The organism is Enhygromyxa salina, from assembly GCF_002994635.1.
Classification (GTDB): domain Bacteria; phylum Myxococcota_A; class Polyangia; order Nannocystales; family Nannocystaceae; genus Plesiocystis; species Plesiocystis salina_B.
In genome coordinates this window covers 1-13,290 of the sequence record NZ_PVNL01000109.1, presented here as the reverse complement: position 1 = coordinate 13,290, position 13,290 = coordinate 1, and the positions used below count along the sequence as shown (strand labels likewise).

The 13,290-nt window shown below is 68.5% G+C and carries 8 protein-coding genes; 2 read left to right on the top strand and 6 right to left on the bottom strand.

Translation table 11 applies throughout. The annotated features are described in order from the left end of the window. Positions 1-72 precede the first annotated feature (72 nt). The 3 genes from ENSA7_RS26865 to ENSA7_RS26855 form a co-directional block, all read right to left on the bottom strand. Positions 73-2,973, bottom strand: coding sequence for a serine/threonine-protein kinase (locus ENSA7_RS26865; protein WP_244923922.1), 2,901 nt, complete (start codon positions 2,971-2,973; stop codon positions 73-75). A 143-nt stretch (positions 2,974-3,116) separates the two neighbouring features. Further along, positions 3,117-4,709 (bottom strand): LDL receptor domain-containing protein, encoded by a 1,593-nt coding sequence (locus tag ENSA7_RS26860; protein WP_106092209.1) that lies wholly within the window; start codon positions 4,707-4,709, stop codon positions 3,117-3,119. Positions 4,710-4,738: 29 nt separating this feature from the next. Then, positions 4,739-5,662, bottom strand: a complete 924-nt coding sequence (locus ENSA7_RS26855) for a hypothetical protein (protein ID WP_106092208.1) — start codon at positions 5,660-5,662, stop codon at positions 4,739-4,741. Positions 5,663-5,932: 270 nt separating this feature from the next. Here ENSA7_RS26855 and ENSA7_RS26850 point away from each other — a divergent pair, with 270 nt between their 5' ends. Then, positions 5,933-6,436 carry a hypothetical protein gene (locus ENSA7_RS26850; RefSeq protein WP_106092207.1) on the top strand — a complete coding sequence of 168 codons (504 nt, stop codon included), beginning with the start codon at positions 5,933-5,935 and terminating at the stop codon, positions 6,434-6,436. A gap of 17 nt (positions 6,437-6,453) precedes the next feature. On the opposite strand, the gene ENSA7_RS26845 is transcribed toward ENSA7_RS26850, so the two are convergent. After that, a complete protein-coding gene (locus ENSA7_RS26845) occupies positions 6,454-7,194 on the bottom strand; it encodes a hypothetical protein (RefSeq protein ID WP_146158165.1) in 741 nt (246 codons plus the stop codon). Between the two features lie 285 nt (positions 7,195-7,479). On the opposite strand from ENSA7_RS26845, the gene ENSA7_RS26840 reads away from it, so the two are divergent. After that, positions 7,480-8,646 carry a sigma-54-dependent transcriptional regulator gene (locus tag ENSA7_RS26840; protein ID WP_106092205.1) on the top strand — a complete coding sequence of 389 codons (1,167 nt, stop codon included), beginning with the start codon at positions 7,480-7,482 and terminating at the stop codon, positions 8,644-8,646. A 191-nt stretch (positions 8,647-8,837) separates the two neighbouring features. Here ENSA7_RS26840 and ENSA7_RS26835 read toward each other — a convergent pair whose 3' ends face one another. Next, the gene (locus ENSA7_RS26835) at positions 8,838-9,527 is read right to left on the bottom strand and encodes a class I SAM-dependent methyltransferase (RefSeq protein ID WP_219908060.1); all 690 of its coding nucleotides are present in this window, start codon (positions 9,525-9,527) and stop codon (positions 8,838-8,840) included. A gap of 110 nt (positions 9,528-9,637) precedes the next feature. Continuing rightward, entirely contained in the window at positions 9,638-13,030 is a 3,393-nt protein-coding gene (locus ENSA7_RS26830) for a P-loop ATPase, Sll1717 family (protein ID WP_106092204.1), read from the bottom strand. Between the last annotated feature and the right edge of the window lie 260 nt (positions 13,031-13,290).

Genomic DNA, 13,290 nt, shown 5'->3' with positions numbered 1-13,290 from the left:
GCCGAGCAGGCGCGAAATCCTAGCAGCGTGGGCGCGCGCCGCTGAGACCGAGATCACAGCGATCCGCTTGGATCAGGGTGAGGTCGACCAGCGGTTGTGCTCGTCGAGGCAGCGGCGTGGGTGCGATCGCTGCGGGACCGGGATCGCGGTGCGACGGGCGAGCGCCCGGTCTGCGTCGAGCGTGCGGCCCAGGGCCCGGCTCGCGTCCTCGATGCCCGCCAGCACGTCCACGCGGCAGCCATCGAGGTGCGATGGCCAGGGCTGCCCCTTGGGGGGCGGCACGAAGCCCGGCGGGAGGCGGGCGTCCGGGACCTCGTCGAGCAAGCTCAGCGCCTGCTCGAGCACGATCAGCGCGTTGCGTGGCTCACCCGCGAGCGCGAACAGTCGCCCGAGTCGAAGCAGATCCGGGACCAGGCTGACCCGCCGCTCGGGCGTCGCAACCGCGACGGCCGCGCTCGCCTGGCGACGCTGCACGATCTTCAGCCCAACCGCGACCCCGGCGATCGGGTCGCCCGAGAACAGGTGCACGTTGGCGAGGTTGACCAGCGACTGCAAGACGAGCTCGTGATCCGGCGGGTACACGCGCTCGCGGATCTCGACGGCGCGGCGGTAGTGGACGAGCGCGTCGGCGTACGCGTGGCGATCGGTCGAGACCACGCCGATGTTGTTGTGCATGGTCGCAACCGAGGGATGCTCGGGGCCGTGCACGCGCTCGAGGATCGCCAGCGCCTCGCGGTAGGCCGCGACCGCCTCGTCCTTGCGATACTGCATGTACACCGCGACCCCCAGGTTGTTGAGCCCGTCCGCGACGTGGGGGCTGTCCTCGCCGTAGAACTCGCGCAGCTGGGTCACGCGCTCGCGGGCGTGCTGCTCCGCTCCAGCGAAGTCGCCCTCGGCGAAGCGCAGCTGCGCGCGAGCGTGGAGTAGATCGGCTGTCAGCGCGAGGTCGTGGCCGTGGGCCAGGGCCAGCGCCGTCGCCAGCTCGTCCGCGTAGCCGAGCCAGCGCTCGGCCTGCTCGAGCTCACCCGCGCGGACCAGCCCCCGCGCCAGGCGAGACCAGCTGCGCGCGGCCAGCTGATCGTGACCACCACGCAACGCCGCGATCGCAGCCTGGTGCAGGGTCTCGAGCTCACCCTCGAGGTCGAGATCCACGTCGGCGCGGTGCCGGCCGATCTCGAACAACGCCTCGGCCTCGAGCGGGGCCCAGTCGAGCTCGCGCCCGCGCTCGAGCACCGCTCGCGCGCGACTCAGGCCGTCGTCGAGCTGACCCGAGCCCACGCTCGCGCGGGCGGCCGCGAGCTGATCGAGCGCGCTGATCACCCGCAGTCGGCGGCTCGAGTCGGCGGGCAGCGGCATCAGCTCGGGGCTGCGCTCGCGCTCACACGCGTCGATCGGGGTCAGCGAAGACACAGCCCGCGTCGCGTGCTCGACGGTCCGTTCGTCGCGACGAACGAGCTGCGTGGTCAGGCCAGCGAGCTCGCGGCGGCGGGCCTCGAGGCACGCGAGCCGGCGGTCGAGCCACACGCCGTCGTGCTCGTGGCGGACGTGGGTGGCCTCGCAGGCGGTGACCTCGGCCGCGAGCCAACGCTCGGCGTAGCTGTCGAGGCCGGCGGAGATCCGCGCCCAGCTGTCGGAGGCGTAGGTCAGCTCGCTCGCCGCGATCGCAGCCGCGATCTCGGCCCGCCGCGCGTCGTCCCAGACCCCCGCGAGCTGCTCGACTGGGGCCGCGCAGGGCTCCGCGTCGTCGCTCGCCAACACCGACCAGCTCACAGACACCGCGACCAACGTCGCAGCGGCCAGCGCCAGCGCGGGCAGCCACCGACGGCGCCGCTCAGCGAGGCTGCCCTCGAGCTCGGTCAGCAGCTCGGACATGGCGGCGAAGCGCCGGTTGCGACGCGGACTCAGGCCCCGCAACAACACGCTGCGAACCTGCTTGGGGACCCGCAGCCCGCGGCTGGACTCGCGGATCTGCAGCTTGCGCTTGCGCCGGGCGAGCACGTCGGAGCGGCGGCCAGAGAACGGGCGCTTGCCGTAGAGCGCCTCCCACAAGCTCACGCAGAACGCATACTGATCCGAGCGCGCGTCGACGGTGGCCTGCTCGTGCTGCTCGGGCGCCATGTAGGCCGGGGTCCCGAGCACGGTCCCCGCCATCGTGATGTTCGACGGGTTGAACAAGAACGAGCCAGGGCCCGAGTCTGGGTTCGACCCGCCCGAGTCCACGCCGAAGTCCTCTTCGATCTCGTCGAGACCCGATGGCTCGCGGGTGGCCCCGGCCCGGCCCTGACTCTCGGACGCGGCGCGCTCGAGCGCGCGGGCGATCACCGGCTCGGTCTCGGCCCACTCGCGGGCCCGCGGGCGATCATCGCGGCGACTGTCGCGGGCGAGCCCAAAGTCGACGACCTTGACCTCGCCCGCGTGGCCGACCAACACGTTGTCGGGCTTGAAGTCGCGGTGGATCAGCTCCATCGCGTGGGCGGTGGCGAGGGCGTGGCCGGCCGCGATGAACACCTCGAGCACGTCGCGCACGGACCGACGATCCGCGCGCAACCACTGGCGCAGGCTCTGGCCGTTGACGTGCTCCATCGCAATGAACACCTGCCCGCCGCTGACCCCGACGTCGTGAACCTTGACGACGTTGGGGTGCTCGATCCGAGCGAGCGCCTGGGCCTCGCGCAGCAGCCGGGCGCGCTGCGTGTCACCTTCACTGCCCCACGCCGAGCCCAAGTTGACGAGCTTGAGGGCGATGCGTCGATCGAGCTGGGGATCCCAGGCCGCGTAGACCACCCCCATGCCGCCCTGGCCGATCGTGTCGACGACCACGTAGCGCCCGATCGTCTCGCCCCGCTCGCGCAGGCGTGGCGGCTGCGCCTGGGCGCGCGGCTCGGGCACCGACTCGGCCGCGGACTCGGCCGCCGAGTCGACCGCGGTGATCGGGCGCGAGGGCTCGCCCTGCGTGTCAACGACCTCGACCACCCGGCAGAGCATAAGCGGATGCGAAACACTTGTCCCCGCACCGACGACTCACCTGGGCCAGCGAGCAGGACGCCGAGAACCCCACCCCCTCGCCACTCCAAGAGCGTGGGCGAGCGTGGCCGCGTCGCGGGGCGAGGCTGCGCTCAGTTGGACGCCTCGGCGGTCACCAACAACCGGACTTCGGCTGTGCCGACCCCGTCGCCCGCGTCGACGGCGGCCACGATGTCTGGCGTCGAGTCGTTGTCAGCGGGAAACACCGCCAGGTCGCCGCGAGGGGTCCCGCCGCTCGCGTAGATAATCGGCTCGTCCGAGACCAGCCCGCCCAAGCCATCGCCAAGGTACACGCGCACTTCGGCTGGATTCTCGACGTTGAGCAAGTAGTCGGCGAAGCCATCGCAGTTCATGTCGGCGACCGTGAGCCCGGACAGCTGACTGCCGGTCACCGCCGACAGCGGCGGACGGGGCGTCAAGCTGCCCTCCTGATTGACGAAGGCCTGGAGGTCGCCGGACATCGTGTCGAGCAGGACCAGATCGTCGGACACGGCCATGGTCGAGAGCTGGCCCAGCGCCAGCTCGCGGCCCGGAAACGGCGTCACCTGCATCTGCGGAGGATCCCACTCGACCGGGCCCTGACCGCCCTCACCGCTGCGTTTGACGATCCACAGCACGCCCTTGCCGTCGGTGATGCTCGTGACCAGCAGGTCGCTGTCGCCGTCGTCGTCGATGTCGGTCATCGCCGAGTCCAAGAAGGTCTCGTAGTCGAGCGTGAACGAGTCTTGCGGCGCGAACTGGAAGTAGGCGCCGCCCATCGCGGCGGCCGCCGGATCGCCGACCGCCGCGACCCCCCGGCCCTTCACCGCCCCATCGACGATCACGACGATGTCGCTGGCGTCGTCGAGGTCGAACGAGCCGAGCTCGATGCCCATGACCTGGGCGTCGAGCAGACCCGGGACGACCGAGGGCGCCCCGAATAGCGCGGGAGGGGTCATCGGCATGCCCCTGGCGTAGACGTAGATCCCCGCGTCGGTGCCGTCTGGGTCCGTCCCCGTGGTCGCGACCACCAAGTCGGTCATCGAGTCGTCGTTGGCCAGACCGAGCTCGAAGTCGACGATCTGGCTGACCCCGAACTCATCGAGGACGATCTCTGGACCGAAGCTGCCCTCGTCGATCGACACGATCGTGAGCTGGTCTCCGGCGCCGCCGATCGTGACGACGTCCACGGTCGGGGGCCCGACCAGATCCCCGAGCGCGAGCTTGCTCGGCCCCGGCATGACCGCGTGAGTGGGGCCCAGCGCATAGCCCAGGTCGCCGCCGGGCGCCTCACAGCTGTTGACGCCGACGCCCACGCACATCGTGGGAGCCTCGTCGCTGGCGTCGGCACACTCCTCGGTGCTGTTGCAGACCAGGTCCGCCGGGATCAGTGTCCCGTCGTCGCACTCGAACGGCTCCGCGTCGCCGAAGCAGCGCTCGAAGTCCTCGTCGGACCCGTCGGGGCAGTCGAGCTTGCCGTCACACAGCTCGTCCTCGACTACCAGCTCACCGTCGGCGCAGGCAAACATGCCGCCGCAGAACCCCTCGATGCAGCTGTTCTTGGTCCCGCACTGGTCGTCGTTGGTGCACGGCAGGCCCGTGGAGTCGAGCCCGTCGAAGCAGGCCCCGAGCGCGAAGCTGCCGACGAAGGCGGTCAGTGACGCGAGGATCCTGAGACTTGATTGAATGCGTAATTTATCGCTCACGTGCGTGTCTCCTGCTTGATCGACGCCGATCAGAACCGTCCTGAGATCGTCACGCCACCGCCACCACCCCACACGCCGCCGACGCTGGGGACAAGCCGGGGCAGCGCCGCGGCGCGACGATCGTCGTTCTTCTTGTTGCGTAGCGCCCCGACCACGATCAGCGCGATGCCAGTTGGCACCAACACCCCCGCGCCGACCGAGCCGACGATCAACATCGTGTTACCGGCCCGCCCGGAGGCGAAGCGATCCTCGCGGCCTGCGAGGTCGTCGGGCTCGAGATCGCTGATGTCGTTGGCGTTGCTGGCCATCAACCCACCGACGATCCCCGCCACACCAAACAGCGCCCCAAGTCCGATCACCGTGCCGCCAGCGGCGATCAGCGGCGTGCCCGAGCGGGTGTTCGCGTCGGCGGGTGACTGGTCCTGCGCGGGCTCGACGGTGGCAGCGGGCGCCTCATCGGGATCCGCCGCGGGTTCACGCTCGCTGTCCTCGAGCTCGGCGAGCAGCCCCTCGACCTCGTCGATCCGCCCCGCGACCTTGCTGGACTCCGCGTCGAGCAGCGCTTGATCGTCGTAGAGCAGCGAGAGGTTGGACTGAAAGCTCTGCAGCAGCTGCAGCGCCTGCTTGAGGTGGATCTTGTCTTTGTTGAGATCGAACGCCTTGAGGTGGGCCTGCGCGAGGTTGTAGATCAGCAGCGCCTTGATGCTGGCGTTCTCGGTCGACGAGTCGACGAGCGCGTAGGCGGATGTCCACAGGTCGACCGCGCCTGCGTAGTCGGCGGTCTCGTACTTGGCCTGGCCTTCACGAAACAGGGCCTCGGCCTTGGCCAAGTTGGGATCGACGGGCGCCTCGTCGGGCCCGGCCTGATCTTCGGCGGGTGCGGAATCAGTCGCCGCAGCTGGCTGCGGGGCCACGCTGAGGGCGATCAGGCCAATACCAGCCGACACGGCCACCAGCCGGGAGAGGCCGGAGACGCGGGCGCGAAGGGGTCGCGGGCCGACTAGCAGGGGATGAATCGAGGCATACTCGGGCGCGGGCATGACGGGGGTCCAGACAGCCTACCAAGCGGGGCAAGCGAGTGTCAGACCCGTGCTGCAAGTCCTTCGCCACTCGCGTTGCGGTGCCACGACTGGAATTGCCCACCAGCGGACTGTCGGCGATGACTGTCAGACACTCGCAGACGGTCAGCGACACCGTCTGCCCGAATCTGGTAGATCCAGCGCATGTCGACGATCGTCCACGCCACCCGTCGCGGCTGGGTCTACGCCCCGTTCACCTGCGAGCACTGCGGGCACCAAGATCAGGGCGCCGTTCGCATGCAGATGAGCGCGGGCGCTCAGACTGGGCTGCTGCAGGATCTCGACGACACCCGCGACCTGGCGATGGGGACAGCCCACGGCAACATGGAGCAGGCCGGCGACGAGCTGATCGCCCTCTCGCCCTGCCCCTCCTGCGGTCTGCGAGATGACCTCGCGGTCCGGACGTTTCACGCCAAGGCCAAGCCGTGGCTGGCCGGAGGCGGCGTGCTCTTGGCGGTTGGACTGGCCGGGGTCGCCTACCTGGCCAGCAAGGACGAGCTGTTCATGGGCCTGGTCGCGACTTCGCCGGTGGTGTTGATTGGCGCGATCGCGCTGCTGGTCGGCCTCGCCAAGCGGCTGCGAGCGCTGCCCAAGGGCGCGGCGTTCCGATCGGTCGACCCGCGTCCCTGGGCACACCTGAACCCGTGAGCCTCACTGTTATCAGCTCAGTCGTCATATTCCTCGTCGTAGTCGTCCTCGTCATTCTTGCCCCGATCGTCGTCGTGGCAGCACCAAAATGGGTGCTTTTCGTTCTTGTGGCACGTGTCTTCGAAATCGACCCAATCGGGGTCGCCGTCGTAGCTGATCCGCCGATTACCGCATAGCACGTAATTATCCCCGGTAATATTGCCGATCCACTTGTTCCTGGGGTTGTAGTCCTCGTCGAGGTCCGAGTTCAAATATAGGTAGGTCAGGTCTTCGTAGCTGCACACGCTGCTGCTGCGTCGACGGCAGTTGTTGATCGCCCGGCGAAACCGGCGAGCCGGGCGTAGCTGCTTGCTGATGCACAGCCGGGGTCCGGCCTGCTGGAAGCCCTTGCGACAGTTGGACTGGGGGAACGCTGCCGCGACCGGGTCGAGGGCGTCGAGCTCGTCGTCGACCGCCGGGTTGCTGTTGGGGTCGAGCATGTCGGTGTCATCGAGCGCCTCGGTGAGGTCGGGGAACCCGTCGCCGTCCCGGTCGTAGAGCCATAGCTGCCGCTCGTCGTCAAACCCGACCGGGCTGATGCCGTCGATCTGATCGGGCCCGGGGCTGACCAGCGGTGGGTTGTCGGCGGTGGACGCGTCGGCGGTGGCGACGTCGACGTCGAGCGCGGCGGAACGATCGACCTCCGATGCCAGCTCGTCGGGATCACACCCGCCAGCGAACAATGCCAGCATGGCGATGCAGCCGATGGAGGAGAACATGCGATTGTGGATGGTTGGCTTGGATGGAGCGTTCATGCCTGGGTGCCAAAGCAACCCACGTGCCGAGTCCGCTGGCCGCTCACGCGTTGCTGCTCGCGGTTGCGCCTCGGTGCAGCGTCACTCGTGGACGCGCGACCGCGTCCGCTGGGGACGCCTGCGCGGAACCTGTATCGGGCGGTCTACTGCGCGCGCAAGATCGTCACACGCCGCGTCGAGTTCAGAGTCGAGACTGAATAGTCTGCCGCGTCAGCAGGGTTTCGCACCCTGGCGCAAGAGCCACGTTCAATGGCAGTAAATGCCGTACGCAGCGAGTCCGGACCGAGCACCATGCACCGCAAGTACAGCGCCTCGACCACGCCGCGCCCTTCGGAGTCCACGGCGGCCCGATCTGATCTCGGCCTGCCCGTGGTCGGCGCCCGAATGCAAGCGATCGTCGCTCGCCTCGCGACCTACGCGACCTTGCCGGAGACCTTGCTGCTCACGGGTCCGACCGGCACGGGCAAGTCGTCGCTCGCCCGCTGGGTGCATCAGCAATCGTCGCGTCGGCAGGCACCGTTCGTGACCGTGGACCTGCTGTCGGTTCCCCGCGACATGCAGATGGGTGAGCTGTTTGGGTGGCGACGCGGGGCCTTCACTGGGGCGGTCCGCGACCAAGACGGTGGCGTCACGCGGGCCGGCGCGGGGACCTTGTTCATTGACGAGATCGACAAGCTCTCACTCGCCTGCCAGGCCGGGCTGCTGCGACTGCTGGAAGATCGTAGCTTTCGCGTGCTCGGTGACGACCGCCAGGATCGCCGCTGCTCCGCGCGGATCATCGTGGGCACCAACAGCGATCTGGAGGCGGCCGTTGCCCGCGGGGAGTTTCGCGAGGATCTGTATTATCGGGTCCACGTGCTCGTCACCGAGATTCCGCCGCTCGACGCCCGACGCGACGAGATCCCGGCGTGGGCCAACTTCATGGCGGCGCGGCGCTGCGATGAGGCCGGAGGCTGTGGTTCGCGCTCGCTGAGTCGCCGCGCCTGTGAGCTGCTGTGCGCGGCCGAGTGGCCTGGCAATCTGCGGCAGCTCGACAACGTCGTGCGTCGGGCCTGGGCGCTGTGCCTGGCCGAGTCGCCCGAGGCTGGACAGATCGAGGCTGGGCATGTGTCGCTGGCGCTCACGTTCGAGTGCCATCATGGACACGCGAATGGGTCGATCCTGGGGGAGCTGGAGCGGGCCGCGGATACGCTGATCGACGAGATGCTTGCGCGTAGCGAGCACCTCGAGCTTGGCGACCTTGATGTGTTTCGGGGGATCGTGCTGGAGCGAGCGGCTGCGCGGCTGGGGGGGATGCGCGAGGCGTTTGCGCTGTTTGAGGCGAACTCGACGATCGAGCGGCGGAACCAGGCGCGGGCGTTCAAGCGGGCGCAGGCGAGGACTCGGGGGTTGCGGAGCTGGCTGAACGAGGATTGATGACCTGCCCGAAGGTCATGTACCTTTGGTGCCCGGATTGGTGACCTGCCCGAAGGTCATGTACCTTCATATTCGCGCAGTTGTACAAATGAGTAGGTGACCTGCCCGTAGGTGACCTGCCCGAAGGTCATGTACCTTCATATTCGCGCAGTTGTGCAAACGAACAGTAGACTCGATTCATTGGGGGATGCTCAGCCGCGGGCGTCGATCAGCAGCGACAACGGCCGCCCCGTCCCGGGGTTGAGCGGCGTTGAAACGCGCTCCACCGTGAAGCCGGCCCCCGCTAGCTCGACGGTCCACGACGCGAGCGTCCGAAAGTACCAGGGCATCGGCGCCCACGCGTGGGCATCTCCGAACCCGCGAAAGTCTTCGTGTCGCCAACCGTCGCGCTCGGGTGCGTCAATGTTGGCGGGGTGCAGCGTCTGGATCAGCACCCGGCGGGGTTGGACCAGGAGCTTCGCCAGCGCGCGCAGCGGCGTCTCAATGTCTTCGCCGAGCAGCGCGAAGTTGGCGATGGCCAGCTCGAAAGGACCAGCATCGGCGAGCGCTGCCGGCTCGAGCTGCTCATAGTGGAGGCAGCGGTAGCGCTCGGCATGAACCGCCTGGTCGGCGCGCCGGGCAGCCTCGATGAGCGACGCGGATCCATCGACGCCAAACGCCAGGATCCCTCGCTGCGTGAGCGCGCGGACCAGCCATCCCTCGCCGCAGCCGAGGTCGAGCGCGGCGCGGGGGGGCTGGGCTGCGACCGCCTCGAGGATCGCGCGATCTGTCCCGAGCTCGCGGCTGGCGATCGCTTTGCCGCGCACGGCCGACGTCCACGCTGCCGCGTTGGTTTCCCAGCTGGCGAGCAGCTGGCGTTCTGGCGCTTGGATGGGGCTCATTGGGGAGTGCGGGGTCGTGGACTGTGGTTGGTGGCGTGGTCGTCCCTAATCGTCTGCACACTGCGCAAATATAGAGGTACAGGACCTTCGGGCAGGGCCATCGTCACGCGTCAGCGCGGCTCGCTCTCGACCCACACCTCCGCCGGATCCTCAAACCCCTTGATCCGAAACGTCCCAACCCGCTCAAACCCACCCCGCTGCTCCCTCGGCAGCGACTCCACCGCCGCAGACGACAACATCACCCGCCCCGGCGTCGGCAACGTCACAGGCCCCGGCGGCCCCACCCGGGCCCGCTCCGCAACCTTCTCGAGCCGAAACAACCGATGCACCTCCACCCCATACACATCCGCAGCCCCGACATGCACGTCCCCCCAGTGAACCACCAGCCGCAAGCTGCTGCGGTCCTCGAGCCCCCCAAGCAACGCCCGCGCGCTAGCGAGGGCCCCCGAAACCGTACCGTAAACCACGAGATACCCGTCCCCGACCCCCTTGATCACCCGCGGCGCCTCATGGCTGTCGTGGGTCAGGACATCCCGAATGTCCCGCAGGAACTCGACCAGCATCGTATCCCCGTGGTGCTCGACGAACTCCGTCGACGCAACGATATCAATCAGCAACATCGCCACCGCAGCCCGATGCGTGGGCCCCATGGTCGTATCTGGGCCCCCCAGCTCGCCATCCTCCCCGCCCTCGTCGTGATCCCCAGACCACGCCGCCCGCTCCACCGCCCGCTCGGGCGCCGCGACCACCTGCGCCGCCGAGCTCACCGAACGCCGAGCCGGAAACAATTCGAGCAGCGCGAGGTGCAGATCATCCCACCCACGATGCTCGAGCCGCGTGGTCAGCTCGGCGAACGCCGAGGTCGCGGCGACCAGGTGCCGGGCAACCTCCACGCTCTCGCCCGCGCCCACGTGGCCATCAAACCGCGCCAGCACATCGAACACGGCGTCTTCACTGTCCTCGTCCCCACGATCAGCGCCCCGCTGCAGCTCGCGCTGAACCTCGATCATGCGCCCGTAATAGCTGGGCCAGGGCTGCTGGTGCCCGATCACAACGTGGCGAAACGGCACAAACCCACCGCCGCCCGCGAGCTGCATGACCAGCGCCTGCAAGGCCGGATGCAGCAAGTAGTGAGGAGACGGCGGCAGCTGCCGACGCGAGCCACCCACGGCGTCGCGGGGCTGACGAAAGTGCTGGCTGCGTCGCCCGGTCGCGGGATCCCGAACGACGACCCCGAGCAGCCCGCAGTCGAACAGCTCGCGGAACGGGTGATACACGCCCTCGGCCTCGCGCCCGTGCAGCTCGTAGTACTCGCGCTCGAACCCGTGGAACCGACACCACACGTCGATCAGATCCTCGGCGGTCAAGATGTCGTTGCGCAGCAGCGCGAGGAACCGCCCGCGCTCGTCTCGATCACGCAGGATCTCCAGGAACACGCGCATCTCGAGGAACACGTTGGCGACCAACATCCCGGCGCTGGTCTCCCGGATCACCCGCTTGAACAGCTGCTCGTCGATCGGGGCGCCGCGGTTGCGCGAGATCTCGGAGGCGATGATGACGAGGTCGCGCGGTCGCCCGAGCGTGTGGCGATAGATGAAGTCGAAGGGCTGCTCGCCCCGGGCGCCGCGAGTGGTGGTGATGTGGTCGAGCCGAACGAAGTCGCGCAGGTGCACGCGCTCGTAGAAGTAAGTCAACTTCTCGAGCATGTCCTTGAGGTCGCGCTTGGTGTAGCGCAACGCCGTGGTCGCGCCGTGGAGGTTGGCCTTGATGTCGGACTCGTACTCGGCGAAGGCCTCTTCGCGGATCGTGGCGAACACCTTGACGTGGGCGTTGGTGCTCATCAGATCCCACGCGGCCTCGATCATGCCAGCCTGCATGGCGATCCAGGCCTGACGCGGGAGCTGGCGCAGGGCCTGATCCAGCTTGTCGACAAAGATGAAGGTCGGGCTGTGCAGCGAGCGAATCTTGTACTCGAGGAAGCTCTCGCTGCGATCCAGCATCTGCTTGAGCTCGCCAAACGAGAGCGCGAGCAGCTGCTTGACGACGACGGTGGGCTCGGCCTTGCGACCCTCGAGCATGGCGCGGATCGGGGCGGCGATGCGCAAGAGCTCGTCGCGCTCGTCGGAGCTGGCGCCCGCGCCCACGCCCGCGTGATGCGAGAGCGCGGCGATCCGAAACGCGAAGCCCCACATGCGCTTGCAGCTGTGCAGCTCGGACATCAGGGTGATCTCGGCCTTGCCGACGCTCGGCAGATCACTCATCAGGTCGAGGTAGGGCCGGCCCTCGGGGATGAACTTGACCGCGGCCTGCTTGCGCTCGTCGCCGCCCTGGTACTGCTCGTGGAGCAGCGAGCGCTTGTAGGTGAGCAACAAGGTCTTGCCGAGACCCTTGCTGCCGACCACGAAGTACTTGCTGCCGCTGTCCAAGAACTCGTTGACGACGTTGTTCTTGAACGTCAGCAGGCGCAGCTCGTTGATGTCGATCTGGTTGGCGTCCGAGGCCCAGCTGCGCGACGGCGGCGGCAGCGAGGCGCTGGGGCCGGGGCCGGCCGACGGAGCCTGGGTCTTTCCGAGCGCGGCGAGGCCTTCGAGCAGCTGCGCGACCGAGCTGAACCGCTGATCGATCTCGTGGTGGGTGGCCCGGGCAAACCACGCGTCGAACCCACGCGGTAGATTATCGGCGATGTTCGAGGGCACGACCCGCGGCCCGCCGGTCTCGCGGATCAGCTCAGCCAGCGACTTGGCTCGAAACGCCCGCTTGCCGGTCAGGCACTCGAAGCACAGCGCGGCGATCGACCACAGATCCGCGCGGTGGTCGACGTTCTGCGCGTCCTCGGCCTGCTCGGGGCTCATGTAGGTCACGGTCCCGAGCGCGGTCCCGGCCATGGTCAGCGCGCGTGGCTCGGAGCTGTGGGCGTGCTCGAGCGAGTCGATCGCGAGTGACTTGACGATGCCAAAGTCCAGGACCTTGGCGACCAGCTCGCGACCGCGGTCGAGCCGGCCCTCGAGCAAGAAGATGTTGGCCGGCTTGAGGTCGCGATGAATGATGCCCTTGGCGTGCGCCTCTGTGATCGCCGCGCACAGGTCGGTGATCACCGCCATGGTCTGGGCGTAGCTCAGCGGGCCCCGCTCGAGCCGCCGCGACAGATCCTCGCCGCGCAGCAGCTCCATGGTCAGGTAGGGCACGCCCCGCTCGGTGTCGACCTTGACGTCGAGGATCGACACCACGTTGGCGCTGCGCAGCCTCGCGGCGGACTGGGCCTCTCGCAAGAACCGCTCGCGCGCGGTCTGGGTCGCGACGAGGCCCGGATGCATCAACTTGATCGCGACTTCGCGGCGCAGATCGAGATCGGTCGCCTGCCAGACTCGACCCATGCCGCCGCTGCTCAAGAATTGCTCGAGCCGATAGCGACCGTTGACGATGTCACCCTGCGCGAGCTCGACGCTGGCCGACTTCAATGTGCTGCCGCCGACCTTCGTCGACACCCGATCATCGGCCGCCATCCGCGGCATGATAGACCCACGCAGGCGTCTGGCTGAACACCATGCCGGCTGCGGGGCGCAGTGGATGACGCCGCGAGACCAAAAAAAGGCCCCGTCATTCTGACGGGGCCTCATCAAAAACCTGTTGGGTTACCAGTTGTCGCCGTAGCCACCGCCGCCGCCGCCACGGCCACCGCCGCCGCCGCCACGACCACCGCCACGACCACCACCACGACCGCCGCGGCCACCACCGCCGCCGCCGCCACCGGGCCGACCACCAC

What these genes read in the sequence shown, in the direction of transcription:
- ENSA7_RS26850 (WP_106092207.1), top strand. Translation starts at nt 5,933, where the DNA reads ATGTCGACGATCGTCCACGCCACCCGTCGCGGCTGGGTCTACGCCCCG.
- ENSA7_RS26845 (WP_146158165.1), bottom strand. Translation starts at nt 7,194, where the DNA reads ATGTTCTCCTCCATCGGCTGCATCGCCATGCTGGCATTGTTCGCTGGC.
- ENSA7_RS26840 (WP_106092205.1), top strand. Translation starts at nt 7,480, where the DNA reads ATGGCAGTAAATGCCGTACGCAGCGAGTCCGGACCGAGCACCATGCAC.
- ENSA7_RS26835 (WP_219908060.1), bottom strand. Translation starts at nt 9,527, where the DNA reads ATGAGCCCCATCCAAGCGCCAGAACGCCAGCTGCTCGCCAGCTGGGAA.
- ENSA7_RS26830 (WP_106092204.1), bottom strand. Translation starts at nt 13,030, where the DNA reads ATGGCGGCCGATGATCGGGTGTCGACGAAGGTCGGCGGCAGCACATTG.